Source organism: Streptomyces sp. NBC_01363, assembly GCF_026340595.1.
Taxonomy (GTDB): Bacteria; Actinomycetota; Actinomycetes; order Streptomycetales; family Streptomycetaceae; genus Streptomyces.
This window is the reverse complement of the sequence record NZ_JAPEPF010000002.1, coordinates 1,492,754-1,514,583: the sequence shown is the minus strand read 5'-3', so window position 1 is coordinate 1,514,583 and position 21,830 is coordinate 1,492,754. Positions and strand designations below refer to the sequence as shown.

Annotated in this window: 17 protein-coding genes; 5 read left to right on the top strand and 12 right to left on the bottom strand. The window is 69.8% G+C overall.

The window, feature by feature from the left end; genetic code table 11:
- Positions 1–56 precede the first annotated feature (56 nt).
- From OG611_RS34675 to OG611_RS34660, 4 genes are all read right to left on the bottom strand, one after another.
- Positions 57–1,106: an ABC transporter permease gene (locus OG611_RS34675; RefSeq protein WP_266429365.1), complete on the bottom strand. Its 1,050-nt coding sequence runs from the start codon at positions 1,104–1,106 to the stop codon at positions 57–59.
- Positions 1,103–2,629: a sugar ABC transporter ATP-binding protein gene (locus tag OG611_RS34670; RefSeq protein WP_266429363.1), complete on the bottom strand. Its 1,527-nt coding sequence runs from the start codon at positions 2,627–2,629 to the stop codon at positions 1,103–1,105. Before OG611_RS34670 ends, OG611_RS34675 begins: the two co-directional genes overlap by 4 nt.
- Before the next feature lie 158 nt (positions 2,630–2,787).
- Positions 2,788–3,969: an ROK family transcriptional regulator gene (locus OG611_RS34665; protein ID WP_266431382.1), complete on the bottom strand. Its 1,182-nt coding sequence runs from the start codon at positions 3,967–3,969 to the stop codon at positions 2,788–2,790.
- A 192-nt stretch (positions 3,970–4,161) separates the two neighbouring features.
- The gene (locus tag OG611_RS34660) at positions 4,162–5,550 is read right to left on the bottom strand and encodes a VWA domain-containing protein (RefSeq protein WP_266429360.1); all 1,389 of its coding nucleotides are present in this window, start codon (positions 5,548–5,550) and stop codon (positions 4,162–4,164) included.
- Positions 5,551–5,731: 181 nt separating this feature from the next.
- On the opposite strand from OG611_RS34660, the gene OG611_RS34655 reads away from it, so the two are divergent.
- On the top strand, positions 5,732–6,079 hold the full coding sequence (locus OG611_RS34655) for a DUF6083 domain-containing protein (protein WP_266429358.1): 348 nt from the start codon (positions 5,732–5,734) through the stop codon (positions 6,077–6,079).
- A gap of 35 nt (positions 6,080–6,114) precedes the next feature.
- Here OG611_RS34655 and OG611_RS34650 read toward each other — a convergent pair whose 3' ends face one another.
- Together OG611_RS34650 and OG611_RS34645 are read right to left on the bottom strand one after the other, a co-directional pair.
- The gene (locus OG611_RS34650; protein WP_266429355.1) at positions 6,115–6,795 is read right to left on the bottom strand and encodes a GntR family transcriptional regulator; all 681 of its coding nucleotides are present in this window, start codon (positions 6,793–6,795) and stop codon (positions 6,115–6,117) included.
- A 67-nt stretch (positions 6,796–6,862) separates the two neighbouring features.
- Positions 6,863–7,813 carry a beta-ketoacyl-ACP synthase III gene (locus OG611_RS34645; protein WP_266429352.1) on the bottom strand — a complete coding sequence of 317 codons (951 nt, stop codon included), beginning with the start codon at positions 7,811–7,813 and terminating at the stop codon, positions 6,863–6,865.
- A gap of 264 nt (positions 7,814–8,077) precedes the next feature.
- Between OG611_RS34645 and fdhD the strand changes: the two genes are divergently transcribed.
- Positions 8,078–8,926 carry a formate dehydrogenase accessory sulfurtransferase FdhD gene (gene fdhD / locus OG611_RS34640; protein ID WP_266429349.1) on the top strand — a complete coding sequence of 283 codons (849 nt, stop codon included), beginning with the start codon at positions 8,078–8,080 and terminating at the stop codon, positions 8,924–8,926.
- Positions 8,927–8,979: 53 nt separating this feature from the next.
- Here fdhD and OG611_RS34635 read toward each other — a convergent pair whose 3' ends face one another.
- Positions 8,980–10,008: a bile acid:sodium symporter family protein gene (locus OG611_RS34635; RefSeq protein ID WP_266429347.1), complete on the bottom strand. Its 1,029-nt coding sequence runs from the start codon at positions 10,006–10,008 to the stop codon at positions 8,980–8,982.
- A 118-nt stretch (positions 10,009–10,126) separates the two neighbouring features.
- On the opposite strand from OG611_RS34635, the gene OG611_RS34630 reads away from it, so the two are divergent.
- Positions 10,127–11,029 carry a LysR substrate-binding domain-containing protein gene (locus OG611_RS34630; RefSeq protein WP_266429344.1) on the top strand — a complete coding sequence of 301 codons (903 nt, stop codon included), beginning with the start codon at positions 10,127–10,129 and terminating at the stop codon, positions 11,027–11,029.
- A 334-nt stretch (positions 11,030–11,363) separates the two neighbouring features.
- Positions 11,364–13,163: a long-chain fatty acid--CoA ligase gene (locus OG611_RS34625; RefSeq protein ID WP_266429341.1), complete on the top strand. Its 1,800-nt coding sequence runs from the start codon at positions 11,364–11,366 to the stop codon at positions 13,161–13,163.
- Between the two features lie 55 nt (positions 13,164–13,218).
- Here the strand turns inward: OG611_RS34625 and OG611_RS34620 are convergent, their stop codons facing one another.
- The 4 genes from OG611_RS34620 to OG611_RS34605 all read right to left on the bottom strand — a co-directional run bounded on the left by OG611_RS34620 (position 13,219) and on the right by OG611_RS34605 (position 18,989).
- On the bottom strand, positions 13,219–15,282 hold the full coding sequence (locus OG611_RS34620) for a PQQ-dependent sugar dehydrogenase (RefSeq protein ID WP_266429338.1): 2,064 nt from the start codon (positions 15,280–15,282) through the stop codon (positions 13,219–13,221).
- Positions 15,283–15,293: 11 nt separating this feature from the next.
- Complete coding sequence (locus OG611_RS34615; protein WP_266429336.1) at positions 15,294–16,934, bottom strand: glycosyl hydrolase family 8; 1,641 nt, start codon at positions 16,932–16,934, stop codon at positions 15,294–15,296.
- 9 nt (positions 16,935–16,943) lie between these two features.
- Positions 16,944–17,996 carry a chitinase gene (locus tag OG611_RS34610; RefSeq protein ID WP_266429333.1) on the bottom strand — a complete coding sequence of 351 codons (1,053 nt, stop codon included), beginning with the start codon at positions 17,994–17,996 and terminating at the stop codon, positions 16,944–16,946.
- Between the two features lie 207 nt (positions 17,997–18,203).
- Positions 18,204–18,989, bottom strand: coding sequence for a Tat pathway signal sequence domain protein (locus tag OG611_RS34605; RefSeq protein ID WP_266429330.1), 786 nt, complete (start codon positions 18,987–18,989; stop codon positions 18,204–18,206).
- A 230-nt stretch (positions 18,990–19,219) separates the two neighbouring features.
- Here OG611_RS34605 and OG611_RS34600 point away from each other — a divergent pair, with 230 nt between their 5' ends.
- On the top strand, positions 19,220–20,056 hold the full coding sequence (locus OG611_RS34600; RefSeq protein ID WP_266429328.1) for an aldo/keto reductase: 837 nt from the start codon (positions 19,220–19,222) through the stop codon (positions 20,054–20,056).
- A 1,014-nt stretch (positions 20,057–21,070) separates the two neighbouring features.
- On the opposite strand, the gene OG611_RS34590 is transcribed toward OG611_RS34600, so the two are convergent.
- Entirely contained in the window at positions 21,071–21,646 is a 576-nt protein-coding gene (locus OG611_RS34590) for a hypothetical protein (RefSeq protein ID WP_266429326.1), read from the bottom strand.
- Positions 21,647–21,830: the final 184 nt, after the last annotated feature.

Here is a 21,830-nt window from a genome sequence, read left to right as displayed (position 1 = left end):
TCCGGTGCGTGACATGTCACATGGAGCGAACGGGGTGGTGGGAGGGATGCGGAACGTCAGGTCTCCCCGTGCGCCGAGGTGCGGCGCTGGACCAGGACGGCGGCGACGATGATCGCGCCCTTGGCGATCTGCTGGACGTCGCTCTGCAGATTGTTGAGCGCGAAGATGTTGGTGATGGTGGTGAAGACCAGGACACCGAGTACGGAGCCGACGATGGTGCCGCGCCCGCCGCTGAGCAGGGTGCCGCCGATGATCGCGGCCGCGATGGCGTCGAGCTCGTACAGATTGCCGTTGGTGTTCTGTCCCGAACCGGACAGGATGATCAGCATGAAGGCGGCGATGCCGCAGCACAGCCCGGAGAGCAGATAGAGGCAGAGCCGCTGGCGCCGTACGTCGATGCCGGCCAGCCTGGCCGCCTCCGCGTTGCCGCCGACCGCGAGCGTGCGCCGTCCGAAGGTCGTACGGTTCAGCACCAGCCAGCCGATGACGGTGACCGCCGCGAACATCATGACCAGGGGCGGGATGCCGAAGACGTAGGAGTCGGGCAGGCCCAGGTCGAGGACCGACTTGACGGTGACGATCTGGGTCTTGCCGTCGGTGATCTGGAGGGCGAGCCCGCGGGCCGAGGCGAGCATGGCCAGCGTCGCGATGAACGGCACCATCCGCCCGTACGCGATGAGCAGCCCGTTCACCAGCCCGGCGGCGAGTCCGACGATCACCGCGGTGAACAGGATCCCCGCGAAGCCGTACTCCTGGGTGGCGACCGTGGTCGCCCAGACCGAGGCGAGCGCGACCATCGCACCGACCGAGAGATCGATTCCGCCGCTGGTGATGACGAAGGTCATCCCGACGGTGACGACACCGATGACAGACGCCTGGGTCAGGATCAGCTGAAGGTTCCCGGTGTCCAGGAAGGCGTCGGGCTCGGTGAATCCGCCGACGGCGACCAGTACGGCGAGGACGCCGAGGAGCGAGAGGTTGCGGACGTCCAGGCGCGGGCCGGAGGTGCGCGCGGGTCCGTCCTTCTTCCGGGGCTCGGAGACCGGGGCGGGGGCGGCCCCCTTGTCCGGCCCGCCCTGCTGCGCCGAGGAGACGGGCTGCGTCATGACGTAGGGCTCCCTTCCATCACTAGGTCGAGTACGCGGTGCTCGTCGAGCTCCCGGGCGTCCGCCGTGTGCACGACGCGGCCCTCGCGGAGCACCAGCACCCGGTCGGCGAGGCCCAGCACTTCGGGCACCTCGCTGGAGACGAGCAGGACGGCGAGGCCTTCGTCGGCCAGCCGGCGGATCACGGCGTACAGCTCGGCGCGGGCGCCGACGTCGACACCGCGGGTCGGTTCGTCGAGCAGCAGGACCCGGCAGCCGCGCAGCAGCCAGCGGGCCAGGACCGCCTTCTGCTGATTGCCGCCGGAGAGCGTGCGGACGGGGGTGTCCGGATTGTCGGGGCGCAGCGAGAGCTCGCGGGTGGCTTCGCGGGCCGCCCGGCGTTCGGCGCCGCGGTCGATCCAGCCGGCCCTGGAGAAGCGGGACATCGAGGAGACGGAGACATTGCGGGTGACGGATTCGAGCATCAGCAGGGCCTGTGCCTTGCGTTCCTCGGGGGCGAGGCCGATTCCGGCGGCGACGGCCGCACGGACGCTGCCGGGCCGCAGCTGCTTGCCGGCCACGGTCACCCGTCCGGCGCTCGGCCTGCGGGCGCCGTAGACGGTCTCCAGGATCTCGGAGCGCCCCGATCCGACGAGTCCGGCCAGACCCACGATCTCCCCGGGCCTCAACTCCAGGTCCACCGGTGCGAATTCACCCTTCCTGGCCAGTCCTTCGATCTTCAGGACGGGCTCCGCAGCGGTCGCTCCCGCACGGTCCGTGGTGCGTGGCGGGAAGACGTACTCGACATTGCGGCCGGTCATCATGGCAACGATGTCGCGTGTCGGTGTGGACTCGGCGGGCAGCCCGACGGCCACGGCGCGGCCGTCCTTGAGCACGGTCACCCGGTCGCCGATCCGGCGGATCTCCTCCAGGCGGTGCGAGATGTAGACGACGGCGACGCCGTCGGCGGTGAGTGCGGCGACGATACGGAAGAGGTTGTCGACCTCGTCCGGGTCGAGTGCGGCGGACGGCTCGTCCATGACGATGAGCCGTACGTCGTGCGAGAGCGCCCGCGCCATGGAGACGATCTGCTGCTGGGCGGCGGACAGGTCGCCGACCGGGCGGGCCGGGTCGATCTCCGGGTGGCCGAGCCGCTTCAGCAGCGCCGCGGCGGAGGTGCGGCCCTCGCGGGTGCGGACGACGAAGCGGGCGGCGGTTGGTTCGTGGCCGAGGAAGATGTTCTCGGCGACCGAGAGGCCCTCGACCAGGTCGAGTTCCTGGTAGATCGTGGCGATGCCCAGCCGCATGGCGGCGATGGGCGACTTCAGCGCGGCCGGTTCGCCGCGCCAGGTGATCTCGCCGCCGTCGGGCTGGTGGGCCCCGGCGAGCACCTTGATGAGGGTGGACTTGCCGGCGCCGTTCTGCCCGAGGAGACAGTGGACTTCGCCGGCCAGGACCTCCAGGTCCACGCCGTCGAGGGCGCGCACTCCGGGGAACGACTTGGTGATGCCGGACATGGTGAGCAGGGGCGGTTCTGGTGCCATGACGAATCCCCTCGGCAAGTGGGGTCTCCCCTGCCCGAGCGCAGCGTGGAGCTTGGGAAGGGCCGGTGAACGGGCAGGGCTGTACCAGGTGCGGTGGTGCGGGTGTTTCCGGCGCTCCCGGTGTTTCCGGGGTGCGCCCGTGTGCGGCCGGTCCGGGGTCAGGCCGGTGAGAAGAGGTGGTCGCTGATGAGCCGGGCGGCGCCGATCACTCCGGCGGCCGGTCCCAACTCGCCCAGCACGATGGGCAGATTGCCGGTGGCCAGCGGCAGCGACTGGCGGTAGACCTGGGTCCGGACACTGGCGAGGAGCGTGTGGCCGAGGCCGGTCACACCGCCGCCGATCACCACCAGGCCGGGATTGAAGAAGCTGACGAGTCCCGCGATGACCTGGCCGACCCGGTTGCCGCCTTCGCGGATCAGGTCGAGCGAGGTGGCGTCACCGGCCGCCGCGGCGGCGGCCACATCGGCGGCGGTGAGTTTCCCGGCGGCCTCCAACCGGCCGGCGAGCTCCGCCGACCGTCCGGTGCGCGCCGCGTCCTCGGCGTCGCGGGCGAGCGCGGCACCGCTGAAGTGGGCCTCCAGGCAGCCCCGGTTGCCGCAGGCGCAGGCGCGGCCCTCGGGTTCCACCTGGATATGGCCGATGTCTCCGGCGCTGCCCGTCGTACCGCGGTGGACCTCGCCGCCGACGACGATGCCGCAGCCGATTCCGGTGCCGATCTTGACGCAGAGGAAGTCGCCCACGGAGCGTGCGACGCCCGCGTGCTGCTCCCCCATCGCCATCAGGTTCACATCGTTGTCGACCATGACGGGGCAGCCCAGTTCCTGGCTGAGCGCCTCGCGGACCGGGAAGCCGTCCCAGCCGGGCATGATCGGCGGTGCGACCGGTACGCCTTCGGGGAAACGGACCGGTCCGGGTACGCCGATGCCGGCACCGTCGAAACCCTCGGCGAGTCCCGAGGCCCGGAGCTTGGCCGCCATGGACAGCACCTGCTCGAAGATGGCGACGGGGCCTTCGCGTACGTCCATCGGGTGGTTGAGGTGTCCCAGGACCTCCAACTCGGCGTTGGTGACGGCCACATCGACGGATGTGGCACCGATGTCGACGCCGAGGAACCGCAGTTGTGGTGCGAGCCGGATGTTGTGCGAGCGGCGCCCGCCGCGGGATGCGGCGAGACCGTCGGCCACGACGAGCCCGGTCTCCAGCAGTCTGTCGACCTCGACAGCGAGCTTGGAGCGGGAGAGATCGACCTGATCCCCCAGCTGTGCCCGTGAGTTGGGCCCGTCGTCGCGCAACAGCCGGAGCAGTCGCGCCTGATGCGCATTCGCGGGTCGTGCCGTCATACGTCTCACGCGCCCCTCCCCGCCACATCGGCCTGTCCTTCGGGCTTTCGAGGGGAACGTAGCAGCGGTTGCCGGGAGTGGGAAGAAGTTGCGCAGGAATCCACTACAACTTTCTCCACACCGAGGACAAAGCCGGTCGGTCGCGTCATGGGCCGGACGCCGGAACGGGCCGGCCGTTGGGGGCCGGCCCGTTCAGCGCAGGATTCCGGCCTGCCGGGCGGCCCGCAGCCAGGACGGGAACTCCGACAGGACCCTGTCGTACAGTTCCTGGTCGGAGATCCTCTCGATGTCGTCGACAGCGAAGAAGCCGACGTTGTCGACCCGCCGGCCCGGCATGGTGTCGAAGCGTTCCAGCACACCGTATTGAGAACTGCCGAGTCCGATGAACTGCCAGAACACGGGCTCCTCGGCGGCGGCCCGCAGCTCCTGCTCGATCTCCTGGTTGCGGTGCACACCACCGTCCGAGAAGAACAGGACCAGCGTCGGGTCGGGCACCGGGTGAGCGCGCACGAAGGCCCGCACCTCGGCGATGACCTTCTGTTCCTCGTTCTGGATACCGACCGCACGCATGTCGATCTGGCCGGGGACCAGTCCCCTGGGCGGCTTCCGGCGCCCGAAGCCGTAGGTCTGCCCCACACGTACGTGCAGCCTGAGCCACTCGGGCAGGTCGCCCACGGCGAGGTCGGGCAGCCGGGCCGGATTGCTGGCGAACGTCCACGCCTGCATCTCGCCGTCGTCGTCGAGCTGCGCCGCGACGGCCACCATCCGCTCGGTGACACCCGCCACCGTGCCCCGCCGGTAGAGACCGCCCATCGAACCCGATGCGTCGAGGACGAGGACGACGCGTGCGCGCAACTCCGGTACGCCGTGTTTGCTCAGGCTGACCAGGACCTGCTGCTTGCGCAGCGACAGGCGCTCGCGCATCTCCACGGGCAGGTTCTCCTCGCCCTTGGTGAGCCGGGGGCGGGATCCGCCTCCGGCGTGTACCGGCGAGGCGTCGGCCGAGGGTGCCGGGGCGGGGTCCGGAGCCGTCAGGGGCCGGGAGCCGGACCCGGCCGCGGGCTGTTCCTCGTCGATGCTGATCCCGAAGTCGGTCGCCAGTCCCGCCAGCCCGCTGGCGTAACCCTGGCCGACCGCACGGAACTTCCAGCCGCCGTCGCGGCGGTAGAGCTCGCCGCCGACCAGCGCGGTCTCCGTCGCGGCGGCGATGTCGAAGCGTGCCAGTTCGGCACCGGACGCCGAGTCGAGCAACCGCAGGCACAACCCCGGCACCTGACCGAACGTGCCACCGTCGGCGGACGCACAGAGCGCGACGCGTTCGACGTCCGGCCCCAGCGCACCCAGGTGGACGTCCAGAGAGTCGCTGCCGGGCCGTTTGCCGACGTGACTCACCGCGCCCGAAGCGTGCTGCGGCTGGTTGTAGAAGACGAAGTCCTCATCGGACCGCACCCGCCCGCCGCGGGTCAGCAGCAGAGCGGAAGCATCCACATCAGGCACTCCGGACCCTGCCGACCAGTCAAGTACGGCCCTGACCGCGGAAGCTGCGACCGGCACGTTGGCACCTTTGCTCAGTATCGTCACACCAGCAAGTCTGCCCGCTGTCCGGCACACCCGGGCCGACGGCCCCGCGGCTCCCCTCGGTCAGGTCCGACGAGCGGTGCCCCACGTACCCCACGCACCGTCCGACCTCACTGCTGTCTCCCACCGGGCACGGCCGGATCGCGCCCTACCGCGCCTCACGCCCTGTCCGCACCCTTTGACCATGGGGGTTACCGGAACACCGCGGACCGCTGAGGAATGGACCGAATTCCAACACTCGACCGATCGGGAACAGGGCCTCCGGGACGGGGCGGTCCCCGGCCCGGAACCCGCACCCGACTGCCCGGACTGCGGGCTCGCGGTCGACATCCGCCCCACCCACTACCGGTGGTGGGTCCGTCTCGAACCCGAAGGGCCCGCGCCGCTCCTGGCACACGACGTGCCGCCCGGACAGCGGTGGCACCTCGACCGGGACGGCACGGTGTGGAACGCGCAGGACCGGGAACCGGGCCCCGGGGAGTGGTGCAGGATCAGCCACCACCTCGTCTGTCCCCGCCGGGGCCGGCCCTGATCCGGCCTGATCCGGCCTGATCCGGACGAAAGACCCTAAGGGCTGCCCTCGCGCTGGTGGTACGTCTTGCGCGTGTGTTCCGTGTGGGACCGCATGATCTCCGTGGCCCGCTGTCCGTCGCGCGAGGAGATCGCCGCGATGAGCGAGCGGTGCTCGATCCAGGACCGGATGCCGCGCCGGCGGGCCACCGGGGTGTAGTACCAGCGGACCCTGCGGTCGACCTGGCCGGCGAGCTCGGAGAGGACGACGTTGCCCGCCAGCTCCATGACCTTGGCGTGGAAGGCCGCGTTGGTGGCGACCGCCAGGTCCACGTCGTCGTCGGCGACGGCCTGCTCGCCCTTGGCGCAGAGTTCCTCCAGCGCGGCAATGCCGGCGGTGCCGGAGTTGGCCGCGGCAAGACGTGCCGCCTCGGCCTCCAGAAGGGTGCGGACCGAGAGCAGTTGGTCCGCCTCCTCCTCCGTGGGCTCGTGCACGAACGCGCCCTGGGCGGGCCGGAGATCGACCCAACCCTCGGTGTTCAGCCGCTGCAGCGCCTCGCGCACCGGCTGACGGGACACCCCGAGAAGGCCTGCCAGCTCGCTCTCGACCAGGTGCTGGCCGGGACGGAGCGCACGCGTCGTTATGAGTTCGAGCAGCGCCTCATACACGCGTTCGCGCAGCGGACCGGGCCGTTCCAGCCTCGGCACAGCCCCTTGCGGCAGTCCTGCGGACAACATCGCGGTCCCCCTCCGACCCACGAGCAGCGATTGCTTGTCGTCTACAGTCTACCGAGCGCCGGGTCCCTCAGGGGCAGCGGATCACCTGACCCGCGTACGAAAGATTCCCGCCGAAGCCGAAGAGCAGCACCGGCGCACCGCTGTGGACCTCGCCGCGTTCCACCAGTTTGGACAGGGCCATCGGGATCGAGGCCGCGGACGTATTGCCGGAGTCCACGACGTCCCTGGCGATGACCGCGTTGACCGCGCCGATCTTCCTGGCGACGGGCTCGATGATCCTCAGGTTGGCCTGGTGCAGCACCACCGCCCCGAGCTCCTCGGGCGTCACACCGGCCTTCTCGCACACCTTGCGGGCGATGGGCGGCAACTGCGTGGTGGCCCAGCGGTAGACGGACTGCCCTTCCTGCGCGAAGCGCGGCGGCGTCCCCTCGATCCGTACCGCGTTCCCCATCTCCGGCACCGAACCCCACAGGACCGGACCGATCCCGGGCCGGTCGTCCCCGTCCGGTTCCGCGACCACGACCGCCGCACCGGCTCCGTCGCCGAGCAGGACGCAGGTGCTGCGGTCGGTCCAGTCGGCGATGTCCGCCATCTTGTCGGCGCCGATGACCAGGACGCGCTCGGCGGCGCCGGCCCGGATCGCGTGGTCGGCGGTGGCGAGGGCGTGGGTGAAGCCGGAGCAGACCACGTTGATGTCCATCACCGCGGGCGAGCCCATCCCGAGCCGGGCGGCGACGCGCGCCGACATGCTCGGCGAGCGGTCGATCGCGGTCGAGGTGGCGACCAGGACCAGATCGACCTCGGCCGGCTGGAGACCCGCCGCGGCCAGCGCCTTGGCCCCCGCGTGTGCGGCCATCTCATCCACCGGCTCGTCCGGCCCCCCGACATGACGGGTCCTGATGCCGACGCGACTGGTGATCCACTCGTCGCTGGTATCGACCATGGCCGCCAGATCGTCGTTGGTGAGCACTTTCGCGGGCTGATAGTGGCCGAGCGCCACGACACGTGAGCCGGTCATGTACGGGGTCCCCTCGCTACGTATGGCAGGAACCATCCAGTCTTGGTCGCTACCGCCCGGTACACGGGCACGTGTTCCCACAGGAATAGCGCCCGGGCGTTGGAGGCTTGACCACAGCATTGACGCGCAGAAAGCATTCTGTAGACAATATTCTGTCGACTTGACATGGTTTTCCACGCCTCGCCCGATCCGGTCCGTACCGGACAATGGGATCCCCGGAGGCCGGTTCGGCTTCCCCCACGTACAGAATCGGGTTTAACCGCTATGGGACGGGTCACCGAGCGTCGCCGCACCATCCGCATCCGGGACGGGGCCGTCTCCACCCGCCCGGACACGCTCGTCGCCGAGGAGCCCCTGGAGATCCGGCTGAACGGCAAGCCGCTCGCCATCACGATGCGCACGCCGGGTGACGACTTCGCACTGGCGGCGGGGTTCCTGGTGAGCGAGGGCGTCATCGGTGACGGCTCCGAGGTGCAGTCGATCGTCTACTGCGCCGGAGCGACCGCCGACGGCGTCAACACGTACAACGTGGTGGACGTGAAGCTCGCGCCCGGTGTCCCGGTCCCCGACATCACGCTCGAACGCAATGTGTACACCACCTCGTCCTGCGGGCTGTGCGGCAAGGCGAGTCTCGACGCGGTACGCACCACGACCCGGCACCCGGTCGCCGACACTCCCCCGCTGCGGGTCGGGCCCGCCCTGCTCGCCGCCCTCCCCGACCGGCTGCGAGCCGCACAGCGGGTCTTCGACCGGACCGGGGGGCTGCACGCGGCGGCGCTGTTCTCCGAGACGGGCGAGCTGCTCGACATCCGCGAGGACGTCGGCCGGCACAACGCGGTCGACAAACTGGTCGGCCGGGCCCTGACCGACCACCGGCTGCCGCTGTCCCGGGCCATTCTGCTGGTGTCGGGACGGGCCTCGTTCGAGCTGGCCCAGAAAACGGTGATGGCCGGGATCCCGATGCTCGCGGCGGTCTCCGCGCCCTCGTCCCTCGCCGTCGACCTGGCGGCCGAGGCCGGACTGACCCTGGTCGGCTTCCTGCGGGGTCCTTCGATGAACGTGTACGCGGGCGAGCACCGGATCGCCCTGGAGGCGACGGTCGGGCAGGACTGAGGCGCCCCGCGTCCGGCCGGCGAGGAGCGCCCCCCGCGCCGGCCGGTCCCCGCTCAGCCCACCGCGGCGGGCTCCCGCGACACCGCACCGCTCGCCGGACTCTCCTCCTGCGCATCGCGCGAGCGGCGCTTGGCGATCACGGCGCACACCATCAGCTGCATCTGGTGGAAGAGCATCAGCGGCAGCACGGCGAGGGAAGCCTGCGCCCCGAACAACACGCTCGCCATGGGCAGCCCCGAGGCCAGGCTCTTCTTCGAACCGGCGAACTGGATGGTGATCCGGTCCTCTCGGTCGAAGCCGAGCCGCTTCGCCCCGTACCAGGTCAGCGCGAGCATCAGGGCGAGCAGCAGCACTTCGGCGCCGAGCAGCGCCCCGAGCCGGGCCGGGGTGAGCTGGTGCCAGATCCCCGCGACCATGCCCTCGCTGAAGGCCGTGTAGACGACGAGCAGGATCGAGCCGCGGTCGACATGGCCGAGGACCTTCTTGTGACGGGCGATGAAGCCACCGATCCAGCGGCGCAGCAACTGCCCGGCGACGAACGGCAGCAGCAGCTGGACACCGATCTTCAGCAGCGCGTCCGCGGAGAATCCGCCCCCGCTGTTACCGAACAGGCCGGCGGCGAGCAGCGGGGTGAGGAAGATCCCGGCGATCGAGGAGAAGGAGCCCGCGCAGATCGCCGCGGGCACGTTGCCGCGGGCGATCGAGGTGAAGGCGATCGACGACTGGATGGTCGACGGGACGAGGCAGAGGAAGAGGAAGCCGCTGTAGAGCTGCGGCGTCAGGACGTACGGGACCAGCCCCCTGCCGGCCAGCCCGAGCAGCGGGAACGCCACGAAGGTGCAGATCGGCACGGTGAGGTGGAGCCGCCAGTGCCTGAGCCCGTCCAGCGCCTCGGCGGTGGAGAGCCGCGCGCCGTACAGGAAGAAGAGGAAGGCGACCGCTCCGGTGGAGGCACCCCCCGCCACATCCGCGGCGGTCCCCGACGCGGGCAGTATCGCCGCGAGCACGACGGTGCCGATCAGCGCCAGGATGTACGGGTCGAGCGGCAGCCAGGACGGCAGCTTCGGGGTACGGCGGCTCATGTGCTCCACATGTTCTCCTGGTTCTGGTCGTGCCCTCTCCATGCTGCTCCCGATCGGGGCGATCGGGAATCCCGCACACCGCTCTCACAGTCATCACGGCCCGCGATAGCCTGGTGCCATGTACGACCCCGCACAGCTGCGTACCTTTCTCGCCGTCGCCCAGACGCTGAGTTTCACCCGGGCCGCCCGCCGGCTGGGGGTGCGGCAGTCCACGGTGAGCCAGCATGTGCGGCGCCTGGAGGACGCGGCGGGGCGGCAGTTGTTCACCCGGGACACGCACCGGGTCGATCTCACCGTGGACGGCGAGGCCATGCTCGGCTTCGCCCGGACGATACTCGCGGCCCATGAGCGGGCCGCGGCCTTCTTCACCGGCACCCGGTTGCGCGGGCGGCTGCGGTTCGGGGTCTCCGAGGACTTCGTGCTGACCCGGCTGCCGGAGATCCTGGAGTCGTTCCGCCGCGACCACCCGGAGGTCGAGCTGGAGCTGACGGTGGAGCTCTCCGGGACGCTGCATCAGCGCCTCGCGGCCGGCCGGCTCGATCTGGTGCTCGCCAAGCGGCGCGCCGGTGACACACACGGCGAGCTGGTCTGGCAGGACGCGCTGGCCTGGATCGGCGCACCGCAGCTGCGGATCGACCCGGACCGTCCGGTGCCGCTGATCCTCTTTCCGCCACCGGGCATCACCCGGGCCCGCGCCCTGGAGGTCCTGGAGGAGCACGGCCGGTCCTGGCGGGTCGCCTGCACGAGCACCAGTCTGAGCGGGCTGATCGCGGCGGCCCACGCGGGGCTGGGCGTGATGGCCCACAGCCGGGGATTGATCCCGCCGGGCCTGGCGCCGGTGCCGGCCAGGGCGGGTCTGCCGGACCTGGGCGGTGTGGATTTCGTCCTGTCGCACGGGCGCCGTCGCGACGGGGCGCACGAGGCCGCGGACGCGCTGGCGACAGCGATCCTGGCGGGCGGCGACCGGCTGATCCGCGGCGTCGGCACGATCGGTTCCGTCAACGGCCGGGACAGCGCCTGACCGCCTGCGCGTGCGGGAAGCACGGGCTGCGGCGGTTGCGCCTGCGGCCCGCCCGATTCGGGTGAATCCGGGTGGGTCCCCTCGTATGCCCCCGGAACGGCAGTGGCAGCGGCGTACAGATTCGGTGGAGATTCCGGCGCCCGCCGGTTACCCCGCGTTCCCAGCCACGCCCGAGCCTTGCCCATCTGGCCGGATTTCGGTGGCTGACCAGTGCATATGCCACATTGTCCGCCGGTACGGGGCCCTCCCGCCGCGCCGTCCGGTGGGGTAGCGTCACGGCGCTGTGCGGAGCGCCACAAGGAGCAGGTCATTGCGCGAGTTCACTGTCCCACCCATGGCGGCCGCGCCCCTCGTGGGCGGCCTGGCCGACATCGTGTTCGACCATGCCGAGGAGGACCCGCACCGGGTCGCGCTCGGCCGCAAGGACGCGAGCGGAAACTGGCGGGATGTCACCGCTGCGGTCTTCCGCGACGAGGTGCTGGCGCTCGCCAAGGGGCTGATCGCCCATGGCGTCAGGTTCGGCGACCGGGTGGCCCTGATGTCGCGTACGCGCTACGAGTGGACGCTCTTCGACCTCGCGCTGTGGACGGTCGGCGCCCAGTCCGTACCCGTCTATCCGACGTCCTCGGCCGAGCAGGTGCTGTGGATGCTGCACGACGCCGAGGTGTCCGCCGTCATGGTCGAGCACGAGGACCATGCGATGACGATCGCCTCGGTGATCGACCGGCTGCCGGGACTCAAGCGGCTCTGGCAGCTGGACGCCGGCGCGGTGACCGAGCTGATCGACGCGGGGGCGGACGTCGAGGACGAGGTGGTGCACCGCCACCGCCGCGCGGTGACGCCCGAGTCCGTGGCCACGGTCATCTACACCTCGGGGACCACGGGACGCCCCAAGGGCTGTGTGCTCACGCACGCCAATTTCATGTTCGAGACGGACACCATGGTCGCCCGCTGGAAGTCGGTCTTCCGCTCCAGGCCGGGCGACGAGGCGGCGACCCTGCTCTTCCTGCCGCTGGCCCATGTCTTCGGCAGGATGGTCGAGGTCGCCGCGATCCGCGGCCGGGTGAAGCTGGGCCACCAGCCGGAGCTGTCGGCCAAGGCACTGATGCCGGACCTGGTGTCGTTCCGGCCGACCTTCATCCTGGCGGTTCCGTACATCTTCGAGAAGGTCTTCAACGCCGCCCGGCGCAGGGCCGAGGCGGAGGGCCGGATCGGGCCGTTCGACAAGGCCGTGGACATCGCGGTGAAGTACGCCGAGGCACTGGAGGCGCGGGCGTTCGGGACCGGTCCGGGGCCGTCCGCCGGGCTGCGGATGCAGCACCAGTTCTTCGACAAGGTCGTGTACAGGAAGGTGCGCGAGGCGATGGGCGGCCGGATCCGGCACGCCATGTCGGGCGGTTCGGGGATGGAGCGCCGGCTCGGGCTGTTCTTCGAGGGCGCGGGCGTCACGGTGTACGAGGGGTACGGGCTGACGGAGTCGACCGCGGCGGCCACGGCCAACCCGCCGGAACGCACCAGGTACGGCACGGTCGGGCTGCCGATCCCGGGGACGACCGTGCACATCGCCGAGGACGGTGAGGTGTGGGTGCACGGCGGCAATGTGTTCGGTGGCTATCTGGGCGCCCCGCAGGCCACCGACGCGGTGCTGCGCGAGGGCTGGCTGGCCACCGGGGACCTGGGCTCGCTCGACGAGGACGGATATCTGACGATCACCGGGCGGAAGAAGGAGATCCTGGTGACGTCGGGCGGCAAGAGCGTGGCGCCGGCGGGCCTGGAGGAGCGGGTGCGGGCGCATCCGCTGGTCGCGCAGTGCATCGTGGTCGGCAATGACCGGCCGTACATCGCGGCCCTGGTCACGGTCGACCAGGAGTCGGTGGACCACTGGCTCGCGATGCAGGGGCGGACGCCGCTGAAGCCGGAGGAGCTGGTGCGCGACCCGGACCTGGAGATGGAGGTCCGGCGGGCGGTGGTGGCCGCCAACACGGCGGTCTCGCAGGCGGAGTCGATCCGTACGTTCCGGATCCTGGCGCACCCCTTCAGCGAGGAGCACGGTCTGCTCACCCCGTCGCTGAAGCTGAAGCGCAGGGCGATCGAGACGGCGTACGCGGCGGAGGTCGACGCGCTGTACCGCTGAGGCACCCGGGTGCCCCGGCGGTACAGCACAAACGACGCTACTTCTCAAACACGCCCTAGGTGATCGAGACCCGGAACAGCTTGTCCGAGCCGTCGGGTTCGTTCCCCTTGTTGTCGCAGTTGGTGGTGGAGAGCCAGAGCTGGTCCTGGCCGGGCACCTTGGTTACGGTGCGCAGCCTGCCGTACGTACCGACGTAGTACGCGCTCGGTGTGCCGAGCTCCTCGGTGTCACCGGTGATCGGCACCCGCCACAGCCGTTCGCCCTTCAGGGCGGCCATGTAGATGACGTTGCGGACGATGGCGATCCCGCTGGGCGAGGCCTCGGAGATGTTCCAGGTCTTCTTGGGGTTGGTCATGCCGGAGGTGGTGCAGGTGCCCTCGCAGACGGGCCAGCCGTAGTTCTTGCCCGGCTTGATGAGGTTGAGCTCGTCCTTCTTGCTGTCGCCGAACTCCGCCTCCCACAAACGGCCGTTGCGGTCGAAGGCGAGACCCTGCGGGTTGCGGTGCCCGTAGCTGTAGACGTAGTTGCCGAACGGGTTGCCGGGGGCGGCCTTGCCGTCCGTCGTCATCCGCAGGATCTTGCCGTTCAGCGAGTTCTTGTCCTGGGCGAGGTCGGGGGTCTGCGCCTCGCCTGTCGACACGTACAGGTAGCCGTCGGGGCCGAACAGCAGCCGTCCGCCGTTGTGGTACCTGCTCTTCTTGATCCCCTGGAGCAGGACCGTGTAGCCGCTGAGCGAGCTGCCGTCGTAGGTCATGCGTGCGACGCGGTTGCCCTCGGACGCGGTGTGCATGAAGTACACGTAGTGGTTGGAGGACCACTTCGGGTCGACGGCGACGCCGAGCAGACCGCCCTCGCCGTCGGTCGTGACGGCGTTGGGCACGGTCCCGACCTGGGTCCTGGTGCCGTCGGGGGTGGCCTTGAGGACCTTGAAGCTGTCCCGTTCGGTCACCAGCGCGCTCTTGCCGTCGGGCATCCAGTAGGTGCCCCAGGGGATGGACCAGCCGCCGGAGACGGTGGCGATGCCGGACGGCACACCGCCGTCGGTGGCACAGTCCGGGGTGGTGAAGGTGACCGTGTTGCTCGGCGGCGAGGCGTTGCCCGCCGCGTCCTTGGCGACGACGTCCAGGGTGTACGGGCTGGCGCAGGCGAGCCCGGTGAGCGTGGTCGTGGTGGCCGGTGGCGTGCCGGTCACGGTCTTGTAGACGGTGCTGCCGCTGCGTACCTCGTAGGCGGTGACGGCCTTGTCGTCCGTCGACGCCCCCCAGCTCAGGGCGACGCTGTTGGCGGTGAGGCCCGAGGTGGACAGGGTGCCGGGTGCGGAGGGTGCGGTGGTGTCGGAACTGCGCTGGGTGGTGCAGTCCACGATCGGGCTGACCGACGACACGTTGCCGGCCGCGTCACGCGCGAACACGGAGAGGTTGTACGTGGTGCCGGGGGTGAGTCCGGTCAGGTTCTTCGTGGTGGCGGCGCCCGGTGCCTCGCCGAACTTGTTGCCGTGTTCGTAGATGTCGTACGCGGCGACACCCACGTTGTCCGTGGCGGCGCCCCAGTTGAGCGCGAGGCTGTTCTCGGTGATGTCCGAACAGCTGGGCGCCGTGGGTGCGGTGGGCGCCTCGGTGTCCGACGAGGTGACCGTGACGTCCAGGTAGTCGAGGTTGGGCAGTCCATTGGCCGTCGTGGACGTCAGCCGGATCTTGTTGCTGCCCGCCTTGACCGGGGTGGTCAGGGTGGACGTGGCCCAGGTGTTCCAGTCGGTGGTGGCGTTGAAGGCGCGGGCGGCCGAGACGACCGTGCCGCCCACGGCGACATCGGCGGGCCGGGCGTCCGCCGTGCCGTTGGAGTAGCGGATGGCGATCTTTCCGGTGCCGGCGGAGGCCGCGGTGACGGTGAACTCCACATAGCTGCCGACGACATTGTCGCCGTTGACGAATCCGGTGCCCGAGTAGCCGGAGTGGTTGGACTCGGCGGCGCCCTCGACGATCGTCGCGGCCTCCGCCTCGTACCGGGTGGCGGCCGCGGAGGCCGACTGCGGGACGGCCTGCACCAGCGCGGTACAGAGCAGCACGGCCGTGAGCGCGGCCAATCTTCCTCGCGACGTGGTGAGCGTTGCGGTCTGCATCTGAACCTCCGTCAGGGAACCCAGTAGTTACCGGATGCGACGATCATCGACTGGAGCTGGACGCTCCCGCCGTAGTAGAGATCCGGGTCGATCGACGTGGTGGCGAGCTTGTTCCAGAGCGCGTCGAGCCAGGCCTGGGAGCCGGAGTCGGTCAGCGCGGTCACGGCGAACGGGGCAGTGAACGCCATGTCGTTGCCGCTGTCGAACACCGAACCGTTGAGGTGGTAGCCGCTGGCGATCTTGTCCGGGTCGCCGCCCGTCTTGGTCTTGATCCAGGAGTTGAGCTTTCGGGCCGAGGCGAGCGAGGCACTGTCCCCGCTGGTGACGGCGTCGGCGCCGATGCGCCACGGGTCGCGACAGGCGTTCCAGGAGTAGTCGCCATCGTTGGCGCTTTCGAGCACCTCGCCCGGGGCGGGCTTGGCCGTGGTGTTGGTGTTGACGACGAAGTCCGCCAACAGCCCCGTGCCGGAGGCGTACTTGGACTGTTGCGAGGTGATCAGGTTCTGGTGTGCCGTGCGCACGGTGTCCCAGGTGCTGTCACCGGTGGCGGTCCTGAACGCGCGGAAGTGGTCGATCATCCAGTCCGAGGAGCGGGTCATCCAGTAGTGGGACTCGCCCGAGTCCGACCAGTCGCCGAACAGCATCAGGTGCGTGGTCGGGTTGACCTCGCTCTTCTTGATGGCGTTGATGTGCTTGACCGCGAGGTCCTTGTAGTTGTACGTGCCGGTGGAGCCCCACTGCTTGTCGGCGAGGAGCAGCCCGTAGGCGACGTCCAGGTCCCCGTCGGTCGCCGAGTCGGAGCCGTCGACGCTCTTGCAGGAGGCGTCCTGTTCGGCGGCGAGGAGGTTGGCGTTGTTCACCGAGGGGTGCGCGAGCATGTACTTGACCATGCCGTCGAAGACGGTCTTCGCGTCCGGGTCGGCCCCCGCCATCGTCGCGGTGACGACCATTCCGTAGCCCTGGGCCTCGGCGACGTAGGGGTGGTCGGCATCCGGCGAGATCACCTGGTACCAGCCGTTGCCGCAGTTCTTCTTGACGAACGCGGACTTCCAGGCGTTGTACGTCTTGATCACGGCCTGGTCGAGTGCCGACTGCGAGCCGGACGGCTTCAGCATCCCTGCGGCGTAGGGGCGGGTGTGGCTGCCGAAGGGCACCGCGGGACCGCCGGTGGCGGGATTCGCGGTGTCGAGGTAGTCAAGGTTGGGGCCGCCGCCGGCCGTGGTCGCGGTGGCCCGGACGGTGTTGGTTCCGGCGGCGAGCCGCGCGCTGATGGTCTTCGTCGCCCAGGTGTCCCAGGAACCGGTCCCGCCGAACGAGACGCCGGATGCGACGACCGTACCGTTGACACTGATGTCCAGCGGGCGGTCGGTGGTGGTTCCGTTGGCGTAGCGGATCGCCAGCGAGTCGCTGCCCGCGGTGGCGTTCACCGTGAACTCCACGGAGGATCCGGCCACATTGGTGTAGTCGACGAAGCCGGTGCCGGAGTAACCGGTGTGGTTCGTCGCAGCGGCCGCCTGGGAGAGCTTCGCGCCCTCCGCCTCGTAGCGGGTGTCCGCCGCGGCGGCCGACGGAGCACCGAGCAGTGGCAGCAGCAGTCCGGCGGCGGCGAGTGCCGCTCCGCCGAGGGTGAGTTTGCTCGTGGTGGTACGCATGGGATCTCCTCAGCCCTTGTACTGGACGACGATCTTGGTGAATTCGTACGGGGACTGGGACACCCCGCTGCAGGCGTCCCCGTCACTGCCGGAGCCGCAGGCCCGGTCCCGGTTGACGGACCAGAAGGCGTAGCGCGCGATGTGGTGCTGCTGCGCGTAGCCGAGGATCGTCCTGAAGTCCGTGGTGGTGACGGTCTCGTCCGTCTCGTCCGTCTTCCCGTTCATCGAGGAGACCCCGATGTGCCGGTAGGCGGCGTCGTCGCTGTAGCCGTAGGCACTCTTCACCGCGGACTTCAGTCCGTCGAGCGCGCTGACCGTGGCCGCGCCCATCGTGCCGGTGTGCCCGCCGAAGTCGAAGGGCATGATGACCCAGCCGTCGTTGTCGAGCCCTGCGGCGGCGCCCCGCTTGATGAGGTCCTTGCCGGTGGCGTCGGGACCGGTCGGGGTGGTCCCCATGGTCACGTACGTCACGATGCCCGGGTTGGCGTTCTTGACGATCTTCAGGGCGTCGACCACCCGCTGCCGCACGGTGGCGTTGGAGAACTCGGTGTCCTCGATGTCGATGTCCAGCGCCTTGAGGTGGTAGGCGTTGATCACCTTCTGGTAGGCCCCGGCCAGCGCGGAAGCACTGGTGCACTTCTGGCCGAGCTTGTTGCCGCTCCAGCCGCCCACCGAGACGACGATGTCGCCGCCGGCCGCCCGGATGGCGTCGATGGCGGCCGCGTCCGAGCCACCGGTCAGCGGCCGGTCCCCGTCCCACTTCGGGTTGCAGGTGCCGTCCGAGAGGATGAACGCGAGCGTGAACCACTTCACACCGGTGGCCGCCATCACATCGGCCGGTTTCTGCGGGTTTCCCCAGCCGAGGTATTCGTACGGGGCCGCGGCCATGGCGCCGGGACCCTCGGCGGTCGTTCTGCCGGTCGGGGAGTCGTACGCGTCGGTGGCCTCGTGCGCGTTCATGGTGGCGTAGGCCTTCGGGAGGTGGCCCAGCAGGGGCAGGAGCAGACAACTGAGGCCGACGACGACAGCCACCAGGCGGCGTGGGGGTGCGGCAGGGTGCACGGATGATCCCTTCCGGTTCGGTGTTAGGAAAGGTTCCTAACCGACACTGCATAGGATTCCCTGCGGAGCTTTCTGTCAATGCCCCGCGTGGGCCCAAATCTCGGGCGGGGCAGGCGGGTTGGGCGGAGCATGGGCAGCCTTCCGGGGCGACGGGCACATGCATGCTCCGCCGCCCCGGATGTGCGAGGGCGTACCGCCTCCGGGTCCTCAGACCAGTTGGTACCCCCGCATCCGGGTGAGGAGGAGATGGGTGTCCTGCAGCGATCCCGAGGTGTCGCCGAGCGAACGGTAGATGCCCCACTTGGGCCGGACCCGGTCGGCGAGAAGGGTGTCGACGCCGGATTTCGTCCTGTCGATGACGGTGGTGGCCCCGTCCTTCAGGATCCAGCGGACCGAGCCCGACGCACCGTCACCGATCGTGATCCGGAAGTCGACGTCGATCCACTTGTTCTGCAGCGGCACGAGGTCGGTGCGGCCGACGAGGATGTCGGCGATGGCCAGCTTGAGCTCGATGGTCTGCACACCGTTCACGCGGCGCAGGGACTGCACGACGATCGGCGAGGTGCCGGTGCCCGGCTGCTTCATCTGCATGATGTGCGTGAAGCTGGTGGTCGCCTTCAGCGAGGCGGGGATGTACATGCGGTACGTGACCCGCCAGGTCTCTCCCGGCAGCCACCTGAGGTACGAACTGCCGCTGGTGCGCAGCCCGGTCACCTCTTGACGCTGACGGTCCGTCAAGGTGTCCCGGTCGACGGTGTGCATGGTGAACCGGAAGTTGTCGCCCTCGGTACGGATGTGCGGCTGCCCCGCCGGATGAGAATCGGCCCGGTCGTCCTCGATGGTCTCGAAGGCGCCGAGTCCGGCGTCGCTCGCCGAGGGCGACCAGCGTAATTTCCAGCTCGCCGCGTGCGCGGGGGCGGGAAGGCCGGCGGTGGCGGCGACGGCGCCGCCGATCGCCGCACCGAGCAGCGCCCGCCTGGAAGGGTTCGTCACGTCGACCTCGCTCGGAGTCGTTCATTCGTCATCTCGGGGTCATGCGTTCACAAGAGTGTCCGTTGTTCAGTGACGTGCTCCAGGGTTGCGTGCCGACGGAACCCGGTCAATGGCCCGGACGGAAGAGGCCGGACGAGGGGCCGCGGAACGCGGGGCGGCAGGGGAATGCACGGGGACCGTTGATCGTTGCCCATGGGAGTACCAACCGACGACGTAAGGATCGACCGCTCGTGAGCCAGGTCCCCTCCATCACCCTCAACAATGGCGTCGAAATGCCGCAGCTCGGTTTCGGTGTCTGGCAGGTGCCGGACGACGAGGCCGCGAAGGCGGTCGCCACGGCCATCGAGTCCGGGTACCGGAGCATCGACACCGCCGCGATCTACGAGAACGAGCAGGGCACCGGCCGGGCGATCACGGCCTCCGGTGTCGCCCGCGAGGAGCTGTTCGTCACCACGAAGCTGTGGAACTCCGAGCAGGGCTACGACTCGACCCTGCGCGCCTTCGACGCCTCGCTCGACAAGCTGGGGCTCGACTACGTCGACCTGTATCTGATCCACTGGCCGGTCCCGGCCAAGGACGCGTACATCGACACGTACAAGGCCTTCGAGAAGATCCGGTCCGACGGCCGCGCCAAGGCCATCGGTGTCTCGAACTTCCTCCCCGAGCACCTGGAGCGTCTGCTCGGCGAGACCTCCGTGGTCCCGGCGATCAACCAGATCGAGCTCCACCCCCAGCTCCAGCAGGCCGAGTCGCGCGCCTTCCACGCCAAGCACGGCATCGCGACGGAGGCCTGGTCGCCACTGGGTCAGGGCAAGGGTCTCCTGGAGGTCCCGACGGTCGTCGCGATCGCCCGGAAGCATGGCCGCACGGCGGCCCAGGTGGTGCTCCGCTGGCACATCCAGACCGGCAACGTGGTGATCCCGAAGTCCGTGACGCCGTCCCGCATCGTGGAGAACCTCGATGTGTTCGGCTTCGAGCTGGACACCGACGACCTGGCCGCGTTCGCCGCGCTGGACGAGGGCAAGCGTCTCGGCCCGAACCCCGGCGAGTTCAACCTCGGCGCCTGAGCCCCGCTCTCGCGCCGTTGACGCACACGGACCGCCGCCCGGCTGCCGAGCCGGGCGGCGGTCCGTTCCGCAGGAAGGAACCGGAACAGCAGCGGGCACACCGCGCCCGTCGTCGCGGCTGATCGTTACCGGCTGCGCGATGTGGGCAGCTGCCTGCTGCTGAAGATGTACGGCTCCGCCAAGGGCGGTCGCGCCCCGGGCCGGCAGCGGCGGGCCGACAACCACGGCGCCCAGGAATGGCCGATCGAGCGGCACCCGGAAGCGCCGGAGGTGACGCCGGTCGGCTTCGCCGGCTGGCTCATCCTGGAAGTCGCCGACGGCAGCACGGCGGACGGTACCCATGTCCAGCAATGGGAGGACACCGACTCCCCGGCCAGTGGTGGCAGTTGGAGCCGGTGCGGGACACCCCGGAGCATGGGCCGGACACAGGCCGGCACGGGGATGCATCGGATGCGCGCGGACCAGAATGCAAGTGGCCCTTCGACGCCGTGCCGCACGGGCCGTCACCCACTTGGGCCAAGACGGCCCGCCGACCTCCTGGCGGCCGGGACATGGGCGGCGTCTGCCACGCCGTCGCCACGTTCTGCCGCCCGGTCGCCGGGCCCCGCCGAGGGCAGCGTGCCGGGAACGAATCCGGAAGCCGAACCCCGGAACCGGAGCCCGGAACCGGAGCCCGAACCAAACCCCGGAACCGGAGCCCGAACCAAACCCCGGAACCGGAGCCCGAACCGGAGCCCGGAACCGGAGCCCGGAACCGAACCCCAGAGCCGAACCCCGGAACCGGAGCCCGGAACCGGAGCCCGGAACCGGGAGCCCGGTAGCCACGTGCGGCGCGGCTGTTCCGGTCGGCTGGCAGCGCCTCACCGTCCGGCTTAATATGGACTGGCAGGTGTTTGAGCCTGCCAGTCGTCGTTCAGGTGCGGGTATCCGACCGGATCGCCCCGGCCGAATACCCTGACTGGAGCCCCGGCCCGATTACGGCGGGCCGGGGTTCACGTCAACCGAGGAACTCGGTCACCAGTCGCGGCCACCGTTGTCACGGCCCTCGTCGAAGTGGCGCTCGATGACTCGGAAGCTGCCCACCACTCCGTTCTTGACCCAGACGCCGCCCTTGACGTGGCCCGGGAACACCCCGTCGCTGGAGCTGTGCGGACCGACGGTGGCGATGGGGGCGCCGTTGTCGCAGGTGGCCCCACGGAAGACCTCGACGGCCCGACGGCTGTCGTTGCGGATGTTGAGACTCTTGGAGCCGAGGCCGCTGACCACGGTCACGCAGCCGCCCATCTCGTCGGAGTACGTCCGCTCGTTGATGTGGATGCGACCCCTGTAGTGCTCACGGCCGCCCTCTTCGCCGCCACGGCCCTCTTCGCCGCCACGGCCCTCTTCGCGGCCGCGGCCCTCGTTGCCCTTGCCCTCGTTGCCCTTGCCGACGTCGCCGCCGTCGAGAGCCGAAGCGGGAGCAGACTGCTGGACGGCCTGGGTTGCCTGAACCGGCTCGGAGGTGGCAGCCGAGGCATAGGTGATGCCAGTGGCGGCCAGAGCTGCAGCGGCCGCGACGGCGGCCGTAACGATGGTGGAACGGGTAACCATGACGCTTCTCCTGTCTCAGAAAGGTCGGCTGATCAGTCGACCCGTGAATGAACGTACGCATGAACCTCATACGTGTCATATCGGACACGTCGAAGGTCGGCACCTACACCCCGGTCGAGTTATATGAAATACGCCATATGCTATTTTCACATGATTAGATGAGATGCCAATTGCCTTTATTTAT